16 protein-coding genes and 1 tRNA gene are annotated in these 17,860 nt (G+C 56.1%); 8 read left to right on the top strand and 9 right to left on the bottom strand.

The genetic code is table 11. The annotated features are described in order from the left end of the window. Positions 1 to 155: 155 nt before the first annotated feature. Positions 156 to 530 (top strand): cytochrome b562, encoded by a 375-nt coding sequence (locus ACB028_RS20105; RefSeq protein ID WP_026456188.1) that lies wholly within the window; start codon positions 156 to 158, stop codon positions 528 to 530. Further along, complete coding sequence (locus ACB028_RS20100) at positions 511 to 1,059, top strand: cytochrome b/b6 domain-containing protein (RefSeq protein ID WP_371145047.1); 549 nt, start codon at positions 511 to 513, stop codon at positions 1,057 to 1,059. Before ACB028_RS20105 ends, ACB028_RS20100 begins: the two co-directional genes overlap by 20 nt. Before the next feature lie 148 nt (positions 1,060 to 1,207). On the opposite strand, the gene ACB028_RS20095 is transcribed toward ACB028_RS20100, so the two are convergent. From ACB028_RS20095 to rpsU, 5 genes are all read right to left on the bottom strand, one after another. Beyond that, positions 1,208 to 1,284: transfer RNA gene (locus ACB028_RS20095), tRNA-Ile, on the bottom strand. A gap of 191 nt (positions 1,285 to 1,475) precedes the next feature. After that, entirely contained in the window at positions 1,476 to 3,338 is a 1,863-nt protein-coding gene (gene rpoD, locus ACB028_RS20090; protein ID WP_082037513.1) for an RNA polymerase sigma factor RpoD, read from the bottom strand. 213 nt (positions 3,339 to 3,551) lie between these two features. Next, positions 3,552 to 5,339, bottom strand: a complete 1,788-nt coding sequence (gene dnaG, locus ACB028_RS20085) for a DNA primase (protein ID WP_224211031.1) — start codon at positions 5,337 to 5,339, stop codon at positions 3,552 to 3,554. Between the two features lie 87 nt (positions 5,340 to 5,426). After that, complete coding sequence (locus ACB028_RS20080) at positions 5,427 to 5,870, bottom strand: GatB/YqeY domain-containing protein (protein WP_042026581.1); 444 nt, start codon at positions 5,868 to 5,870, stop codon at positions 5,427 to 5,429. 15 nt (positions 5,871 to 5,885) lie between these two features. Next, positions 5,886 to 6,101: a 30S ribosomal protein S21 gene (gene rpsU, locus ACB028_RS20075; protein ID WP_005309452.1), complete on the bottom strand. Its 216-nt coding sequence runs from the start codon at positions 6,099 to 6,101 to the stop codon at positions 5,886 to 5,888. 179 nt (positions 6,102 to 6,280) lie between these two features. Here rpsU and tsaD point away from each other — a divergent pair, with 179 nt between their 5' ends. Then, the gene (tsaD, locus tag ACB028_RS20070; protein WP_042026580.1) at positions 6,281 to 7,294 is read left to right on the top strand and encodes a tRNA (adenosine(37)-N6)-threonylcarbamoyltransferase complex transferase subunit TsaD; all 1,014 of its coding nucleotides are present in this window, start codon (positions 6,281 to 6,283) and stop codon (positions 7,292 to 7,294) included. A gap of 220 nt (positions 7,295 to 7,514) precedes the next feature. Here tsaD and ACB028_RS20065 read toward each other — a convergent pair whose 3' ends face one another. Together ACB028_RS20065 and aspA are read right to left on the bottom strand one after the other, a co-directional pair. After that, positions 7,515 to 8,834, bottom strand: a complete 1,320-nt coding sequence (locus tag ACB028_RS20065) for an anaerobic C4-dicarboxylate transporter (protein WP_042026579.1) — start codon at positions 8,832 to 8,834, stop codon at positions 7,515 to 7,517. A gap of 123 nt (positions 8,835 to 8,957) precedes the next feature. Further along, positions 8,958 to 10,400 (bottom strand): aspartate ammonia-lyase, encoded by a 1,443-nt coding sequence (gene aspA / locus ACB028_RS20060; RefSeq protein WP_026457450.1) that lies wholly within the window; start codon positions 10,398 to 10,400, stop codon positions 8,958 to 8,960. 439 nt (positions 10,401 to 10,839) lie between these two features. Here aspA and ACB028_RS20055 point away from each other — a divergent pair, with 439 nt between their 5' ends. Then, on the top strand, positions 10,840 to 11,319 hold the full coding sequence (locus ACB028_RS20055) for an FxsA family protein (protein WP_026457449.1): 480 nt from the start codon (positions 10,840 to 10,842) through the stop codon (positions 11,317 to 11,319). A 25-nt stretch (positions 11,320 to 11,344) separates the two neighbouring features. On the opposite strand, the gene ACB028_RS20050 is transcribed toward ACB028_RS20055, so the two are convergent. Continuing rightward, positions 11,345 to 12,679 (bottom strand): MATE family efflux transporter, encoded by a 1,335-nt coding sequence (locus ACB028_RS20050; protein WP_371145053.1) that lies wholly within the window; start codon positions 12,677 to 12,679, stop codon positions 11,345 to 11,347. Positions 12,680 to 12,935: 256 nt separating this feature from the next. Between ACB028_RS20050 and ACB028_RS20045 the strand changes: the two genes are divergently transcribed. The 4 genes from ACB028_RS20045 (at position 12,936) to ACB028_RS20030 (ending at position 17,467) form a co-directional block, all read left to right on the top strand. Next, complete coding sequence (locus ACB028_RS20045; RefSeq protein WP_042026576.1) at positions 12,936 to 13,229, top strand: co-chaperone GroES; 294 nt, start codon at positions 12,936 to 12,938, stop codon at positions 13,227 to 13,229. A 44-nt stretch (positions 13,230 to 13,273) separates the two neighbouring features. Beyond that, complete coding sequence (gene groL / locus ACB028_RS20040) at positions 13,274 to 14,908, top strand: chaperonin GroEL (RefSeq protein WP_026457381.1); 1,635 nt, start codon at positions 13,274 to 13,276, stop codon at positions 14,906 to 14,908. Positions 14,909 to 15,011: 103 nt separating this feature from the next. Further along, the gene (locus ACB028_RS20035; protein ID WP_371145046.1) at positions 15,012 to 15,512 is read left to right on the top strand and encodes a molybdopterin-binding oxidoreductase; all 501 of its coding nucleotides are present in this window, start codon (positions 15,012 to 15,014) and stop codon (positions 15,510 to 15,512) included. Positions 15,513 to 15,535: 23 nt separating this feature from the next. After that, the gene (locus ACB028_RS20030) at positions 15,536 to 17,467 is read left to right on the top strand and encodes a bifunctional diguanylate cyclase/phosphodiesterase (protein ID WP_042026574.1); all 1,932 of its coding nucleotides are present in this window, start codon (positions 15,536 to 15,538) and stop codon (positions 17,465 to 17,467) included. A gap of 140 nt (positions 17,468 to 17,607) precedes the next feature. On the opposite strand, the gene ACB028_RS20025 is transcribed toward ACB028_RS20030, so the two are convergent. Then, the coding region (locus ACB028_RS20025) for a hypothetical protein (RefSeq protein ID WP_371145045.1) at positions 17,608 to 17,860 on the bottom strand (253 nt) is incomplete at its 5' end.

Below are 17,860 nucleotides of genomic sequence, written 5' to 3'. Positions count from 1 at the left end.
GATTGGCTACATGCAGTCAGCATATCTGACACATCTGGTCACAATTGGTCGAACTTTCCCCATACAATTCCCCCTTGTTCGTGGCATCATATTCAATTGACTGCACTTATCGAGTGCGAACAAGAAGCCGCAATGTCATATGATAAGGAAATACCATGTTGAAAACTGTACGCCCCCTGCTGTTGCCCCTGATGTTTGGCTTGATGACCCTGCCTGCCATGGCCGGTGATCTGGAACAGCCCATGAAGAAGATCGGCTTCAATTACAAGCAGGCCGTCAAGGCGGAAGATCCCGCCACCATGGAGAAGTACATCAACGAGATGAAGGCCCAGCTGGATGTGGCCAAGCAGAAAAACATGCCTGCTGCCAAGAAAGAGAAGTTCCTCGAAGGCATGAACGAGGTGCAAGCCGAGCTGGATGCCAGCCTGGTTGCGCTCAAGGCTGGTGATGAGAGCAAGGCGCGTGAGCATCTGGCCAAGGTCAACGACCTGAAGAAGGAGTACCACAAATATGCCAAGCAAAAAGGGTGAGCCTTTTCGCTGGGATGGGGTGGTCCGCCTGACTCATTGGGGGTTGGCGGCGATCTGCATCGGCAACCTCTGGTTTAATGAGGCGGGAGAGGAGTGGCACGAGTGGCTTGGTTATGGCGCCATTGCCCTCGTCGCCTTGCGGTTGTTATGGGGAGTGACATGGGCCAGGGGATATGCCCGTCTCGATGCCTTGCTCCCCAGCCGCGCGGACTTTCGCCAGCAAGCGGAAGAGATGCGTGAGCGTCAGCCTCCAGCGCCTGGTCATCACGGTACCGGCAAGCTGGCGGTGTGGGCTTTCTGGCTGCTGGTGTTGGCGACAGCAGGAACGGGCTGGTTTCAGAATACCGAGACGGGTTTCGAGCTGGGAGCCGATGATTGGCACGAGTGGTGTACCTGGGCGCTGCAAGGGCTGATAGTCCTGCATCTGCTGGCCATCCTGTTCACCTCATGGCGTCAACGCAGCAATCTGGTCAGACGGATGTTGCCTGGGCGGGATCGCCTACCATCCGGACAGAGCGAAAACGCATAAACCAGAATTCTATTTCAGTGTGAAGCCTTGCATCCTGTTGCCAGCCCAAGACCCGCCCACGGCGGGTCTTTTTGTATCTGGTGCGCAGCGTTTCATGGTCTGGGCTAAATGCAAAAAGGCCGCTCCTGATGAGCGGCCTTTTTCAATTTGGTGGCCCCTGGGGGACTTGAACCCACGACCAATCGATTATGAGTCGACTGCTCTGACCAACTGAGCTAAGGGGCCAAATTGTGCGTTTAGCGGCGTGGATTATAGGGGAAGTACAAAGGGCAGTCCATAGGCAGATCAACCACTTGGCGACTAATTATCCTGCTGTGACGATGAAAGGGGTTATATCTTTCGGGCTGGCGCCAGATAAAACAAAGCCCCGCATGGCGGGGCTTTTGAGACAGCAATAAAGGGCACATGCCTTTGGACTATTCGTCCAGGAAGCTGCGCAGCACTTCGGAGCGGCTCGGGTGACGCAGTTTGCGCAGAGCTTTGGCTTCGATCTGACGGATACGCTCACGGGTAACGTCGAACTGCTTGCCCACTTCCTCGAGGGTGTGGTCAGTGTTCATGTCGATACCGAAGCGCATGCGCAGTACCTTGGCCTCGCGGGCGGTCAGACCGGCCAGCACTTCGCGGGTCGCGTTGCGCAGGCTTTCGCTGGTCGCGGCATCGGCCGGCAGCGCCAGGGTGGTATCTTCAATGAAGTCGCCCAAGTGGGAATCTTCATCATCACCGATGGGCGTCTCCATGGAGATGGGCTCTTTGGCGATTTTCAGTACCTTGCGAATCTTGTCTTCCGGCATGCCCATGCGCATGGCCAGCTCTTCCGGGTTCGGTTCACGACCCATCTCCTGCAACATCTGGCGAGAGATTCGGTTGAGCTTGTTGATGGTCTCGATCATGTGCACCGGGATACGGATGGTACGGGCCTGATCCGCGATGGAGCGGGTAATGGCCTGACGGATCCACCAGGTGGCATAAGTCGAAAACTTGTAGCCACGACGGTATTCAAACTTGTCTACCGCCTTCATCAAACCGATGTTGCCCTCCTGGATCAGATCCAGGAACTGCAGACCACGGTTGGTGTACTTCTTGGCGATGGAGATAACCAGACGCAAGTTGGCTTCGACCATCTCTTTCTTGGCGCGGCGGGCCTTGGCCTCACCGATGCTCATGCGACGGTTGATGTCCTTGATCTGGGCGATCGACAGACCGGTTTCTTCCTCGATCTGCTGCAGCTTGCCGATGGCACGCTGGACATCTTCGTCCATCTCGACCAGACGGGGGGACCAGGCCTTGCCAGCTTGCTTCTGGTATTCAAACCAGGCAGTTTCGCACTCGTTGTTGGTGAAGGCCGCGACGAAGGTTTTCTTCGGCATCTTGGCCTGTTCAACGCAGAGTTTCATGATGATGCGTTCCTGCACACGTACGCGCTCCATCATCTCGCGCATGTTGTTGACCAAACGATCGAACTGCTTGGGCATCAGGCGGAATTGGCGGAATACATCGGCCAGCAGGGCGATGGCTGCCTGGGTATCGTCGTGCGCGCGGCCATTCTTCTGAATAGAGAGACGAGTCACTTCATATTGAGCACGCAGTTCGGCAAATTTCTCGCGAGCGACTTCCGGATCCGGGCCACCGTCACCGTCATCGTCCGAGCTGTCGCCGTCTTCGTCCTCATCCTCATCTTCTTCATCTTCGTCGGCGAGATCGTCTTCGCCGAGTTCGGAGCCGATATGAGTGGCGGTCGGTGCCATATCTTCCGCTTCGTTGGGATCGATAAAACCGGAGATGATGTCGGAGAGGCGCAGCTGCTCGGCTTCATACTTATCGTACTGTTCGAGCAGATAGGTTATTGCTTCCGGGTACTCGGCCACGGAGCTTTGTACCTGGTTGATACCATCTTCGATCCGCTTGGCGATGTCGATTTCGCCTTCACGGGTCAACAGTTCGACGGTACCCATTTCCCGCATGTACATGCGGACAGGATCGGTCGTACGGCCGATCTCGGATTCAACAGATGCCAGAGCCTGGGCCGCTGCTTCGGCAGCGTCCTCATCGGCGGTACCACCTTCAGCCATGATAAGGTCATCGGCATCCGGAGCGTTTTCAACGACTTGAATGCCCATATCGTTGATCATCTGGATGATGTCTTCGATCTGGTCTGAATCGACGATGTCTTGCGGGAGGTGATCGTTCACCTCGGCATAAGTCAGGTAGCCCTGTTCTTTACCTTTGGCAACGAGGAGTTTAAGCTGAGACTGCGGGGTTTGCTCCATAGAACTCATCCGGTTGGTGTTGCTAGGTTGCGCTTACAGTGCGCTGCTGCGCAAATAGCCAATTCTAATAGAAAACCGCCAGACATGCTATGTCTGGTTGCGGCGTCGGTCATGAGAAACCCCTGCCCGCAGTATTGTCGGGGCCAGGCGGTTATAAAATTTTTGCTTTTTATCCCGTCGATTCGGGCAACGTTATCCATATTGGGACTAATCACTCAAATATCAAGCCCCGCTCTCATTTCTTTTCTCAATTTGTACTTCTCTGATCAACATCATCAGCTCTTGAGTCTCTTCTGCGCTTAGGCCTTCCTGTGCCACCTTGGCTTGCAATTCCTCAATCCGCTGCTTCAAGAATAGATTGATGAAGCCGACAAAGGTGTCCTGCAATTCCCCGAGAATATCCGGTTCCTGATCGAGTTTGATCTCTTCAAACAGGTCGTGCATGGCCAGTTGCGCCAGGATTTCCCCTTCCTTGGTGCCGCGCCAGTGTTCCAGCAGAATGCCCGTGGTGATCCCCGGTTGGGTCAGGATCTGCTGGTGCAGTTGCAGCAGGAACTTGATGCCCTGTAAGCGCAATCCTGCCAGCTCCGGCATGGCTGGCAGCTCGGCAGTGATCGCGGGATACTGCACCATCAGGGCCAGCGCCCGGCGCAGCGGTGTCAGCTTGGCAGCCTTGGGCTTGTTAACCTCGGCCTTGGGCTGGCTGTTACGGGCAAACAGTTCGGCGATGCGCTGTTTGTTTTCCCCCCAGCGCATCATGCTGGAGAGGCGAGTGATCAATCCCTCTCGGGTAAATCCTTCCGGCACTCGGCGGATCAGCTCGGCGGCCTTGTTGGCCACTTCGAACTTGCCTGCTTCGCCCGAGAGTGCGGCATCGCGCCCGAGACGCTCGAACATGAAGTCGGCAAAGGGTTGTGCTTGGTCGAGCAGAGCCTCGAACCCTTCTTTGCCGATCTGACGCACCAGGGAATCGGGATCCTCGCCGTCCGGCAGAAACACGAACTTGAGCTCGCGGCCATCCTGCAGATGGGGGAGGGCGTTATCCAGTGCTCGCCAGGCGGCTTCTCGTCCCGCATTGTCACCGTCGTAGCAGCAAACCACTTCGGCGGTAGTGCGAAACAGGGTGTGGATATGGTCGCTGGTCGTTGCCGTGCCCAGGGCGGCCACCGCATAGTCGATGTCGTACTGGCCCAGGGCCACCACATCCATATAGCCTTCCACCACAAGGATCCGGCGAGGATCCTTGTGCGCCTGTTTCACCTCATAGAGACCGAATAGCTCCCGTCCTTTGTGGAAGATGGGGGTTTCCGGCGAGTTGAGGTATTTGGGCGTACCATCACCCAGTACTCGGCCACCGAAGCCGATGACACGACCCCGCTTGTCACGGATCGGGAACATGATGCGATCGCGGAAGCGATCATAGCTGCCGGGGCCGCTATCGCGCGGGATCAGCATACCGCCGGAGATGAGCAGTTGCTCGTGATCCCGGCTGGCTCCAAAGCGGCGACGCACCTGATCCCAGTCACCCGGGGCATAGCCTATATTGAAGCGCTTGACCACTTCGCCAGTCAGACCACGCCCTTTCAGGTACTCCACCGCCTGGGGAGCACTTTTCAGGCTGCTCTCGTAGAAGCGGGCGATCTGGTTCATCAGCTCGAAGAGATCCTTGCTGACTGCAGGCTGGTTGCTGCTAGCGCCTCCGGCGCTCTGCTCACGCGGGACCTGCATGCCATGCAGGCTGGCCAACTCTTCGATGGCATCGGGGAATTCAAGGCCGTCATACTCCATGACAAAGCCGATGGCATTGCCGTGGGCGCCACAGCCGAAGCAGTGATAGAACTGTTTCTCTTGGCTGACGGTAAACGAGGGGCTTTTTTCGTTATGAAAAGGGCAGCAAGCCTGGTAGTTCTTACCGGCTTTTTTCAGCCGCACACGGGAGTCAATCAGCTCGACAATGTCTGTGCGTACGAGCAGATCATCGATAAAGGATTGAGGGATCCTGCCTGCCATAACCGTCCTGTTTCATTGCGGAAAAATAAAAAAGCCGCGCATTCCCAGGGAAGCACGGCTTCTTCGACCAAACAAGAGAGTTGCCTGTTACGCCAAGCGGGTTTTCACCTGAGCACTGACGGCGCCAATATCGGCGCGTCCCTGAATGTTAGGCTTCAAAACAGCCATGACCTTGCCCATGTCAGCCATGACGGCAGCACCGCTTTGCGCGATGGCTTGCTCGATCAGGGCGGAGATTTCATCTGCGGTCAGCTGTTGTGGCAGGAATTCCTGCAGCACAACGATCTCTGCGGACTCTTTGTCGGCGAGATCCTGGCGACCGGCAGCTTCAAACTGGCTGATGGCATCACGGCGCTGTTTGACCATTTTGGTCACGACGGCGAGGATATCTTCATCAGTGAGTTCGACACGGGTATCAACTTCACGCTGCTTGATTTCTGCCATCAACAAACGGATAGCACCCAGCCGTTGCTTGTCTTTGGCAAGCATGGCGAGTTTTTGCTGATCCTTGAGTTGATCCTTCAGAGACACGGCACAGTCCCCTGATTAGTACAGGCGGATACGACGTGCGTTTTCGCGAGACAGCTTCTTGGCGTGACGCTTAACGGCAGACGCTTTGGCACGCTTACGAATAGTAGTCGGCTTCTCGTAGAACTCACGGCTACGAACTTCGGACAGGATACCGGCTTTTTCGCAAGAACGCTTGAAGCGACGCAGAGCAACGTCAAACGGCTCATTTTCACGGACTTTGATTACTGGCATGTGCCTTTCACCTCAGTGATAAATTGTTAGCTGACCTTCAATCGATCAGCATCTCTTAAAATGGTGCGAAATTATACTCTGGACAGGGAATGAAAGTAAACCCGCAGAGATCGCTCTGGTTTAAAAAACCCGCGAAGGTTACCATAGCCGTCTCATTTTAGCAGTGAAATTTTTTAGCAATGCGTGTATTGGGCATAGAGACATCCTGTGACGAAACCGGGATCGCGATCTTCGACGATCAAAAAGGGATCCTTTCCCACCAGTTATACAGCCAGGTCAAGCTGCATGCGGACTACGGTGGCGTCGTCCCCGAGTTGGCCAGCCGGGATCATGTTCGCAAGACGATCCCCTTGATCCAGGCCGCATTGCAAGAGGCGGGACTGGGTCAAGATGACATCGACGGCATCGCCTACACAGCGGGCCCGGGTCTGGTCGGCGCCATTCTGGTCGGGGCCACCATTGGCCGTTCGCTGGCCATGGCGTGGAACAAGCCGGCCATCGCCGTGCACCACATGGAAGGCCACCTGCTGGCTCCCATGCTGGAAGAGCGTGCGCCCGAGTTTCCCTTCGTGGCACTGTTGGTCTCCGGCGGCCACTCCATGCTGGTGCGGGTCGATGGCATCGGCAGCTACCAGCTGCTGGGCGAGTCTATCGACGATGCCGCCGGCGAGGCGTTCGACAAGACCGCCAAGCTGATGGGTCTGGACTATCCCGGTGGTCCGCTGCTCTCCCGTCTTGCTGAGAAGGGCACCAAGGGGCGCTTCCATTTCCCGCGTCCCATGACCGATCGCCCCGGACTTGACATGAGTTTCTCCGGTCTCAAGACCTTTGCCGCCAACACCATCGCTGCCAATGGGGATGACGAGCAGACTCGTGCTGATATCGCCAGAGCCTTTGAAGATGCCGTAGTCGATACCCTGGCCATCAAGTGTCGTCGCGCCTTGCAGGAGACCGGTCTCAATCGCCTCGTGGTGGCCGGTGGTGTCAGTGCCAACCGTCACCTGCGGGCCCAGCTTGCCGAGCTGATGGAGAGCCTTAAGGGCGAAGTCTTCTATCCGCGTACCGAATACTGTACCGACAACGGCGCCATGATTGCTTACGCCGGTATGCAGCGTCTGAAGGCCGGTGTGTTCGAGCCTCTGGTGGTCAAGGCTGTGCCGCGCTGGCCGCTGGATACTCTGGATCCGGTCTGATCCGCAGGATCCGGCATATCGAAGGGGTCGGTAATGGTGTACAAGCGCTTTACCCTTTCGATGCAGCAGAACCTCTGTCAGAGGCCTGGATAGGCAGATGATGAGGCCGTGTGCGAGATAGTCTTGCCGAATCATCCGGCGCAGGCTTGGTTTGAGCGTGATATGGATAAAAAAATCCCCGCCAATTGGCGGGGATTTTTGTTGGTGGCAAGCAACCGGATTAGATCATGATGCCGCCGAAGAAGAAGCCCAGCGCCACGGCGATGGCGATGGTTGCCACACCCGGGATGAAGAAGGGGTGGTTGAACACGGCTTTGCCGATGCGGGTGGAGCCGGTGTCATCCATTTCGACCGCAGCCAGCAGGGTCGGGTAGGTCGGCAGTACGAACAGGGCGCTTACGGCCGCGAAAGAGGCGATAGCAGTCAGCGGGCTGACGCCCAGAGCCAGGGCGGCCGGCATCAGGGCCTTGGTGGTGGCACCCTGTGAATAGAGCAGCATGGCGGCGAAGAACAGCACCACGGCCAGCAGCCAGGAGTACTGGTTCAGCAGGTCACCAGCGATGAGCTGGATGGTGTCCATATTGCCTTTCACGAAGACGTTACCCAGCCAGGCCACACCCAGCACGCAGATACAGGCGGACATACCGGACTTGAAGGTCGGCATGTTGGTCACCTGGGTCACGTCCAGTTTGCACACCAGAGTCATGATGGTGGCTGCGGCCAGCATGATGCCCATGATGGCGCCGTCGCGGGGGATCGGCGGGTTGGTGATCAGGCCCACTTTGCCGGAGATGGCAGTGGCGTAAGCCATGACGGCGACGATGGCGGCGATGAAGATCCAGACGGACAGTTTGGCATAAGGCTTGATTTCAAGCTGGGTAGCGCCACGCAGCTTGATGAGGCCCTTGGCCTTGCGCTCCAGATAGACTTCGTCCTGATCCAGCGGCTTGCCCAGCATATTGGCGACGAAGGCACCCAGGATACAGGCGATGAAGGTGGACGGGATGCAGATGGCCAGCAGAGTCAGATAGTCAACGCCAAGCGGTTCCAGCATGCCGGAGAAGGCAACCACGGCCGCGGAGATTGGCGAGGCTGTGATGGCGATCTGGGAGGCAACGACCGCGATGGAGAGCGGACGGGAGGGGCGGATGCCCTGCTCCTTGGCCACTTCGGCGATCACCGGCAGGGTGGAAAACGCGGTGTGACCGGTACCGGCCAGCATGGTCATCAGGTAGGTGACGACCGGAGCGGCGAAGGTGATGTATTTGGGGTTTTTGCGCAGTGCTTTTTCAGCCAGGTGTACCAGGTAGTCCATCCCGCCGGCCAACTGCATGCAGGCAATGGCACAGATGACGGACGCGATGATCATGATCACGTCCCAGGGGATGTAGGATACCAGCTGATCGCTCGGGATCTGTACACCCAGACCCCAGGTCAGGACCAGTACACCCAGACCACCGGCGAAGCCGATGCCGATGCTGCCTATCCGGGCCCCCAGATAGATAGCGGCGAGTACGACAAGTAACTCGATTCCAATCATAGCGATAACTCCATTTTTAGTTTTTTGGTTTTTCTTTGGCAAAAGCCAATTCCCGATGGGACTGGGTGAGGCCGATCGGGAACTGACTTTAAATGGGCCGGGAAGATCCCGGCCCATGCTCGCTTATACGGTGGTTTCGCGGGTGAAACGCTTGGCCTTGTATTGCGGGTTCATCAGGTTCTCGATGGAGAGGATTTCATCCAGCTGCTCGGCGCTCAGCAGACCACGCTCCAGTACGACTTCGCGTACGTTCTTGCCGGTCTGGGCACAGATTTTGCCGACGATGTCACCTTCGTGGTGGCCGATGAAGGGGTTCAGGTAAGTCACGATACCGATGGAGTTCAGCACGTGGTTCATGCAGATTTCCGGGTTGGCAGTGATACCTTCCACGCACTTCTCGCGCAGGGAGATACAGGCTTTTTCCATCAGGCTCAGGGATTCGAACATTGCCTGACCGATCACCGGCTCCATGACGTTCAGCTGCAGCTGACCGGCTTCGGCGGCGAAGGTGATGGTGATATCGTTACCGAATACCTTGAAGCAGGATTGGTTGACCACTTCCGGGATAACCGGGTTGACCTTGGCCGGCATGATGGAGGAACCAGCCTGCATTTCCGGCAGGTTGATCTCTTTCAGTGCAGTACGCGGGCCGGAGGAGAGCAGACGCAGATCGTTACAGATCTTGGACAGCTTCATGGCCAGACGCTTGATGGCGCCGTGCAGCATGACGTAAGCGCCGCAGTCGGAGGTGGCTTCGATCAGATCTTCTGCCGGTACGTAGGCGCGACCGGTGATCTCTGCCAGACGCTGAATGGCCAGCTTGGAGTACTCGGGCGGAGTGTTCAGACCGGTACCGATGGCGGTGGCGCCCAGGTTCACTTCCAGCAGCAGTTCTTGGCAGCGTTTGATGGATTTAATCTCTTCGCGCAGAGTGACGGCGAAGGCGTGGAACTCCTGGCCCAGGGTCATGGGCACGGCGTCTTGCAGTTGGGTACGACCCATCTTCAGGACTTTCTTGAACTCTTCAGCCTTGGCGTCGAAGGCAGCGATCAGGTGCTCCAAGGCATGCAGGGTCACGTCGGTGCTGTTGACCACGGCGACGCGGAAACCGGTTGGGTAGGCGTCGTTGGTGGACTGGCACTTGTTGACGTGATCGTTGGGGTTGATGACGTCGTAGCGGCCTTTCTCCAGACCCATCAGTTCGAGGGCGATGTTGGCCAGGACTTCGTTGGTGTTCATGTTGACGGAGGTACCCGCACCACCCTGATAAACATCGACTGGGAACTGGTCGAAGCATTTGCCGGTGTTCAGCATCAGGTCACAGGCTTCCACGATCTTGTCTGCAATTTCAGGACGGATGGTACCCAGCTCGCCGTTTGCCATGGCGGCCGCTTTCTTGGTCAGCACCATGCCGCGTACGAATTCCGGAACGTCAGAAATCTTCTGAGAGCTGATCTTGAAGTTCTCGACGGCGCGCAGGGTGTGTACGCCGTAGTACATGTCGTTGGAAACTTCTTTGGTGCCCAGCAGGTCTTCTTCAATGCGGACGTTCTTGATGTCGCTCATTGTAATGCCTCAGAAATCAGATAAATGGAAAAAACCTCACCGAGTGGTCGCGAGTTCCTTGCGCACAGCTCATCCTGAAGCACCACACATCGAGTGGGGCGGTAGGGAGGATAACCTCCCGAATTACTGAAGAACATACTACTCCAATTGAGGTATCAATTATTAGAGATGGATCACTAATCTTTAGACATTTTCAAATTGCGTTGATGAAAGTACACATCTGTTGTGGCACATCTATCGCGCTGATTTTTATCAATTTAAAGACAGAGTTGCTGATTTTTTATGACGTAGGTGATTTGGGGCTCAATGGCGAGACTTGAAAAAGCCCGAACTGGCCCCATTTATTCCGGGTAGAAAGTTGCGACAATGCCGACAGCAATCGGGCATTGCTCCGCCGTGCGGAGCGGCTTTCTCCCAATTTACCGAGCGTGGAGTTGATATGGGCAAGTTGTTTCTGTTGTTGGTGGGGCTGGTGGTACTGGAACTCACCGTGATGATCGAGGTTGGCGCCGTCATTGGTGCGTTGCCAACCGTCGGCTTGCTCATACTGACGGCAGTATTGGGCTCCTCCCTGGTGCGTAGCGAAGGGCTCAAGACCCTGTTCAGCGCCCAGCAAAAGATGCAGCAGGGCGAAATGCCTGGGCGCGAGGTGATGGGTGGCATGATGCTGGCGCTGGCCGGTCTGTTGCTGATCATCCCTGGGTTTGTCACCGACTTTTTCGGTATCCTGCTGCTGCAACCCTGGCTGCGCAACAAGCTGGCCGACAAACTGATTGGCAGCAACCAGTTCCGGATGCAGATGGGTGGGTTCCAGGGTTCGCAACCGCCATTCGGTCAGGCCCCCTCTTCTGATGAACAGCCGGGACAGAATCATCGCGGTGGCACCACCATCGAAGGTGAATTCGAGCGCAAGGAGTAAGTCTCGCAGCAGGGGGCGTTGTGCGTCAGGGATTGCCCAGATGGCACAACGCCTCGAAGCGGTGGCGGGCATACCACCAGGCCAGTGAACCCGCCAGCAGGTTGGCCAGCAGTATTCCAAGATAGATCCCCTGTTCCCCCCCCAGCTTTGCCCCCAGCCAGGCCCCTGGCAACAAGAAGACAAACAGCCGCAGACCGTTGAACAGGAACGAAATACTGGATGCCCTTACGCCATTCAAGGCGGACGCCAGCAACATCACCATTCCCTGAAAGCCGTAACCGATGGGGACCAGATGCAGATAAAGGATGATGAGGCGCACCACTTGCGGATGATCGCTGAACAGCTTGGCAATCAGGGGCGCCAGCAGCCAGGTCAGGCCGTAAACGGCGAGCTGGAACAACAGGGCAAATCGCATGCAACTTTGTAGCGCCATCCTGGCTCTGACCGGATTGCCTGCCCCGCAGTTTTGTGAAATGAAGGGGGCGAGCACCGAGGAGAGCGCCATCATCACGATCAGCAGCAGGGCCTCGACCCGTGACGCAGCACCGTAGGCGGCCACTACCTCGGTGCCCAGACCCGCAAAGATGGTCATCAACACGGCATTGGCCAAGGGATTGAGCATGTTGGTAAAGGAGGCCGGCACGGCCACATGAAGCAGGGCCCGCCAGTGGGCGAGCAATCTGGGGCGAGCAGAGAGACGCCACAACAGTAACCCTTCCCGGTGGCGCAATATATAGAGGCTGACCAGCATGGCCATCATCCAGGAGAGGGAGGTGGCGATGGCCGCACCCCGGATCCCCCACTCGGGGAAGGGGCCAATGCCGAAGATGAGCAGGGGATCCAGCACCCCGTTGACCAGTCCTGCGACCGTCATCACCAGGCTGGGGGTCTTGGTATCCCCGGTAGCCCGGATGGCGGCGTTGCCCACCATGGGCAGTACCAGCATGGGGACGGTCAGATACCAGATCAGCATGTAATCGTGGATCAGCGAAATCAGTTCGCGACTGGCGCCCAGCAGAGTGAAGAGGGGGTCTATGGTCAGGGCGCCGCCGATGGAGAGCAGACTCACCATGATTACCGCCAGAAACAGGCTGTCGGTGGTGATGCGTGCCGCCTCTTCATGCTTGCCTTGTCCCAGGGTATGACCGATCACGGCGGACAACCCGGCCCCGAGCCCCATGGCCAGCGAGGTAACCACGAAAGTCACCGGAAAGGTAAAGCTGATGGCCGCCAGCGCCTGGGTGCCCAGCATGCCAATAAAGAAGGTATCAATCAGGTTGAAGGCCAGAATGGCGACGATGCCGAGGATCATGGGCCCCGTCATCCGGCGCAGTACGACTGGTGCGGGCGCTGTCAGCATGGGGTTGGTGTGGGTCAAGGGCTCGTCTCTACATCTGGCGTTGACGGTTCTGACATGAAAGAGACGGGTTGGCCGGTCCGTTCCATGGTGAGGGCACCGATGAACAATCGAAGGTGCTCATAGTACGTGAAAAAATTTTTTTTGTATTTGCCCTTGAAGGGTTAACAACTCTGCCCCACATCAGGGACATACCTGATTTGGCCCGGAACGGCCATTCCTCAAAGCAACAATGAGACTCATTTTGGGAGAGTTATCGATGAAAATTCGTCCACTGCACGACCGCGTCATTATCAAGCGCATCGAAGCTGAAGCCAAATCCGCCGGCGGTATCGTGTTGACTGGTACTGCGGCTCAGAAGTCCACCCGTGGTGAAGTGCTTGCCGTAGGGACTGGCCGGATCCTGGATAATGGCGATGTCAAAGCGCTGGCCGTCAAGGTTGGTGACAAGGTGATCTTCAACGAAGGTTACGGCGTGAAGACCGAGAAGCTGGATGGCCAGGAGGTACTGATCCTGTCCGAAACCGACATCCTGGCGATTGTCGAAGAGTAATCCATCCTCACTTTTCCCCGAATTGATTTAAGGATTGAAGAAAAATGGCAGCTAAAGACGTTAAGTTTGGTAACGAAGCCCGCATCAAGATGCTGGAAGGCGTAAACATCCTGGCCGATGCCGTCAAGGTCACCCTGGGCCCGAAAGGTCGCAACGTGGTGCTGGACAAGTCCTTCGGCGCCCCGACCATCACCAAGGACGGCGTCTCCGTGGCTCGTGAGATCGAGTTGGAAGACAAGTTCATGAACATGGGCGCCCAGATGGTCAAGGAAGTTGCCTCCAAGGCCAACGATGCCGCCGGTGACGGTACCACTACTGCGACCGTACTGGCCCAGGCCATTGTCAACGAAGGTCTGAAGGCTGTTGCCGCCGGCATGAACCCGATGGATCTGAAGCGTGGTATCGACAAAGCCGTCGTTGCCGCCGTTGCCGAGCTGCAGGCTCTGTCCCAGCCGTGCGCTGATGGCAATGCCATCGCTCAGGTTGGTACCATCTCTGCCAACTCCGACGAGAAAGTAGGCAAGCTGATTGCCGAAGCCATGGACAAAGTGGGCCGTGACGGTGTCATCACCGTTGAAGACGGTCAGGGCCTGGAAGACGAGCTGGCAGTAGTTGAAGGTATGCAGTTTGACCGCGGCTACCTGTCCCCTTACTTCATCAACAAGCAAGAGACTGGTTCCGTCGAGCTGGACGATCCCTTCATCCTGCTGGTTGACAAGAAAGTCTCCAACATCCGTGAAATGCTGCCGGTGTTGGAAGGCGTAGCCAAGGCAGGCAAACCCCTGCTGATCATCGCCGAAGACGTGGAAGGCGAAGCGCTGGCGACTCTGGTGGTCAACACCATGCGTGGCATCGTGAAAGTGGCTGCAGTCAAGGCACCGGGCTTCGGTGACCGTCGCAAGGCCATGCTGCAGGATATCGCCGTACTGACCGGTGGTACCGTGATCTCCGAAGAAGTGGGCATGGAGCTGGAAAAAGCGTCCCTGGAAGATCTGGGCCGTGCCAAGCGCATTGTGATCACCAAAGAGAACACCACCATCATCGATGGCGTGGGTGATGCGAGTGTGATCGAGGGCCGCGTTGCCCAGATCCGCCAGCAGATCGAAGAGACCTCTTCCGACTACGATCGTGAGAAGCTGCAAGAGCGCGTAGCCAAGCTGGCTGGCGGTGTTGCCGTGATCAAGGTTGGCGCAGCCACCGAAGTCGAGATGAAAGAGAAGAAAGCCCGCGTTGAAGATGCCCTGCACGCGACTCGCGCTGCTGTGGAAGAAGGCGTGGTTGCCGGTGGTGGTGTGGCGCTGGTTCGCGTTGCGACCAAGCTGGCCGATCTGCGCGGTGATAACGAAGACCAGAACGTGGGTATCAAGGTTGCCTTGCGCGCCATGGAAGCCCCGCTGCGTCAGATCGTCATCAACGCCGGCGAAGAAGCATCCGTCATTGCCAATGCCGTCAAGAATGGCGAAGGCAACTTCGGTTACAACGCTTACTCCGAGCAGTATGGCGACATGCTGGCCATGGGTATCCTGGATCCGACCAAGGTAACCCGTTCTGCCCTGCAGTTTGCCTCCTCCATCGCCGGTCTGATGATCACCACCGAGTGCATGGTTACCGAGCTGCCGAAGAAAGATGCTCCTGCCATGCCTGACATGGGCGGCATGGGTGGCATGGGCATGATGTAATCATTGCTTCCTGTCTGTTTGAGAACGGCTCGCCCAAGGCGGGCCGTTTTTTTATCTACGGCTAAACTGAGTCTGTCTGGATAACAACAAGAGCGAGGTTGATATGAAATTATTGGGATGGATCCCTGTGCTGTATGTGCTGCTTGCACTCCCCGTCGCCGTGGCCGAGCCTCTCTCCGGTCCCGTGATCCTGAGCGTGAGTGGCAATATCAAGTCGACCGAAGATGTGGGGGGCAAGGTGCAGTTTGATTTGACCAGGCTCCAGGCATTGCCGCAGCACGAGATAGTGACGGGGAATCCATGGGTTGATAAACCGCACACCTATCGTGGTCCCAAGCTTTCTGATGTGTTGGCTGCGGTTGGTGCGGATGGCGACAACATTACCCTGACGGCGTTGAATAGCTATCAAATAGGTATCGAATGGAGCAAGGTGGCCAAGTATGATCCCATACTTGCATGGGAAGATGATGGGGTTGTGATGCGGGTGCGTGACAAGGGGCCCCTCTGGTTCATGCTGCCTCTGGATCAGCATCCCGAGCTGAAACGCTCCGAATATACCGATATGATGATCTGGCAGCTTGGTTCCATCGACATACAACACTGATAGCTAACGCGACAGGAGAAGGGGTGAAAGGAAAGACCAGGGCCTGGCCATTGCTCGTTATTCTGTACATTTCCATCCTGTCGTTCACCGGGAGTACCCTCTACAGCCTGATGCAGATCCAGAATGCGACGAGGGCGATGGAGAAGTATACCTACGATGTCTCCTGGGCCCTGATGCAGTTGCAGCTGGAGTTGGGGCGGTTTCTCAATGCCGTAGAGGTGTACCACTATGGCGGGATTGATCACGACGCCCTCATGCTGCGCTATGACATTCTCTGGAGCAGAACCCCTATCTTGCTAAGCGGGCAACTGCGCAAAAGCATGCAGGACAAACAGAAAACCCTGCGTCTGGTGCAACTGATCGAAAGCAATATCCGCAGCATAGAGCCCGAGATTATTCGTCTCAAGAGTGGTGCTCCCAATTATCAGCAGATCATGATGCGCCTCTCCCCCTTGCAAGAACCCCTCTCTTATTCGCTCGCCTCGGTGATGCAGAAGAACATCAATATCTACACAGACAACGATCGCCATTTTGCCCAACTGCGTAATGCCCTGTTGTTGATGGTTTCCGGCCTGATTATTTCGGTACTGTTGCTTACTGCCTTGCTTATTTATGAAGGTCGCCGCCATTTCAGGGCTGCCAGACAGGATCCGCTGACCGGTTTATCCAATCGCGTGGCCTTGCTTGAACGAATGGAGCAGTATGCAACCCAGGAGGCACCGTTTGGGCTCGTGCTGATAGACATCAATGATTTCAGGGATATCAACAGCAAGTTTGGTTATGACACAGGGGATTACCTGTTACACGAATTCGCCAAGCGGATCCGCGTGTTGTGTGAGGAAGGGGAGTGGAGCTGCCGCCTGAGTGGTGATCAATTCGCCATTGTCCAGCGTGGCAGCAATGATCTGCGGCAGATAAGAGAGTTGGTGGCCCGTTTGTTACATGCTCTCAAGCAGAATATTGTATTCGATAACTATCCTTTTCGGTTGGATGTGGGGATCGGCATTGCGTTTTACCCCATGGACAGTGAAAAAACCCAGGAATTGCTCAGTTGTGCGGAACAGGCGCTGTTTCATAGCCGCAAGACCCATGTGCCCTACGTCATCTATGACAGCTCCTTGCTCAATGAAACGGCGCGGCGCAAGCATCTCGCCTCGGATATGGTGATGGCCCTTGAACACAATGCCCTGGAGCTCTATTACCAGCCTATCGTCAATCTTGATAGCGGCCGCTGTGAAGCCGTTGAAGCCCTGTTGCGTTGGCGACATCCGGAACTCGGCTTTATCCCCCCCAATGAAGTGATTCTGGTGGCCGAAGAGTTTCAGCTGGCCGAGCGGTTGGGCAGCTGGGTGTTGAATACGGCGTGTGAGCAGCTATATCAATGGCATCAGCTCGGACTGGTTGACCTGCAGATGTGCGTGAATATCTCCCCCGGCATGTATCAGCGCAATTTGCTCAAGCTGGTTACCAAGGCATTGATGGATCATCACTTGCCAGCCAGCAGCCTGGTGTTGGAAGTCACTGAAGATACCACCATGCGGGAAGTGAAAAATTCGTTGCAGCTGATGCAGGACCTAAATCAACAGGGGGTGTTGCTGGCGCTCGATGATTTCGGAACCGGCTACTCTTCACTGAGCTACTTGCAGAAGTTGCCAGTCAGCAAGGTGAAAATCGATCGCTCGTTTATCCAGGGGATCGATACGTCCATTGAAGCATCTGAACTGGTTGCCAACATTTGCAGGATGGGCTCCATGCTGGGCAAGAGCTTGGTGTGTGAGGGGATTGAGACGCAAGCCCAACTGGATGTACTTCGCTCTTTGACCGATACCCATTTATACGGACAGGGATATCTCTTCAGTCGCCCGGAACAGGCCGAAAAAATCTATCAAACCTTGCTGGAGATGGAGGAACTCTGGTTGGCGCGGCAACAACCGGAGGTCTCCTATATAAGCTGAGTGTGCCAGGTGCGCTTCTGTTTTTACGACGCGGTGCGCTGATTTAGTACGAAGGTTGTTCTTTTCGGGTGTTATCTGAACGATTGTTTGGGTTTATCAAAAAAATACGTGATTTTCTCTTGTCAGCCTGAATTCACTCCCTATAATGCGCCTCCATCGACACGGCAAGCGGTAACGCATAAAGCCAAGTCGGTAGCCTCGAAAAGCCTTTGAAAATAAGGCTTGACTCGAGAAGGCGGTTGAGTAGAATGCCACTCCCGCAGCAGCCAAAAGCTGCGTCGCTCTTTAACAATTTGAATCAAGCAATCTGTGTGGGCACTCACAGCATCGAGCATCAAAAACAATTTTTGATTTTCAATGTCTGATGAAGTGACCAAAGCAACGAAAGTTGCA

The sequence above is a fragment of the Aeromonas sp. S9(2024) genome (genome assembly GCF_041403185.1).
In the GTDB taxonomy this organism is placed as follows: domain Bacteria; phylum Pseudomonadota; class Gammaproteobacteria; order Enterobacterales; family Aeromonadaceae; genus Aeromonas; species Aeromonas enteropelogenes.
This window is presented reverse-complemented; position numbering and strand designations above follow the sequence as displayed.

Excerpts from the sequence above, each read along its gene's own strand:
- ACB028_RS20105 (WP_026456188.1), top strand. The coding sequence starts at position 156 with ATGTTGAAAACTGTACGCCCCCTGCTGTTGCCCCTGATGTTTGGCTTG.
- ACB028_RS20035 (WP_371145046.1), top strand. The coding sequence starts at position 15,012 with ATGAAATTATTGGGATGGATCCCTGTGCTGTATGTGCTGCTTGCACTC.
- ACB028_RS20055 (WP_026457449.1), top strand. The coding sequence starts at position 10,840 with ATGGGCAAGTTGTTTCTGTTGTTGGTGGGGCTGGTGGTACTGGAACTC.
- ACB028_RS20045 (WP_042026576.1), top strand. The coding sequence starts at position 12,936 with ATGAAAATTCGTCCACTGCACGACCGCGTCATTATCAAGCGCATCGAA.
- ACB028_RS20050 (WP_371145053.1), bottom strand. The coding sequence starts at position 12,679 with ATGCTGACAGCGCCCGCACCAGTCGTACTGCGCCGGATGACGGGGCCC.
- aspA (WP_026457450.1), bottom strand. The coding sequence starts at position 10,400 with ATGAGCGACATCAAGAACGTCCGCATTGAAGAAGACCTGCTGGGCACC.
- rpsU (WP_005309452.1), bottom strand. The coding sequence starts at position 6,101 with ATGCCAGTAATCAAAGTCCGTGAAAATGAGCCGTTTGACGTTGCTCTG.
- tsaD (WP_042026580.1), top strand. The coding sequence starts at position 6,281 with ATGCGTGTATTGGGCATAGAGACATCCTGTGACGAAACCGGGATCGCG.
- groL (WP_026457381.1), top strand. The coding sequence starts at position 13,274 with ATGGCAGCTAAAGACGTTAAGTTTGGTAACGAAGCCCGCATCAAGATG.
- dnaG (WP_224211031.1), bottom strand. The coding sequence starts at position 5,339 with ATGGCAGGCAGGATCCCTCAATCCTTTATCGATGATCTGCTCGTACGC.
- rpoD (WP_082037513.1), bottom strand. The coding sequence starts at position 3,338 with ATGAGTTCTATGGAGCAAACCCCGCAGTCTCAGCTTAAACTCCTCGTT.
- ACB028_RS20100 (WP_371145047.1), top strand. The coding sequence starts at position 511 with ATGCCAAGCAAAAAGGGTGAGCCTTTTCGCTGGGATGGGGTGGTCCGC.
- ACB028_RS20065 (WP_042026579.1), bottom strand. The coding sequence starts at position 8,834 with ATGATTGGAATCGAGTTACTTGTCGTACTCGCCGCTATCTATCTGGGG.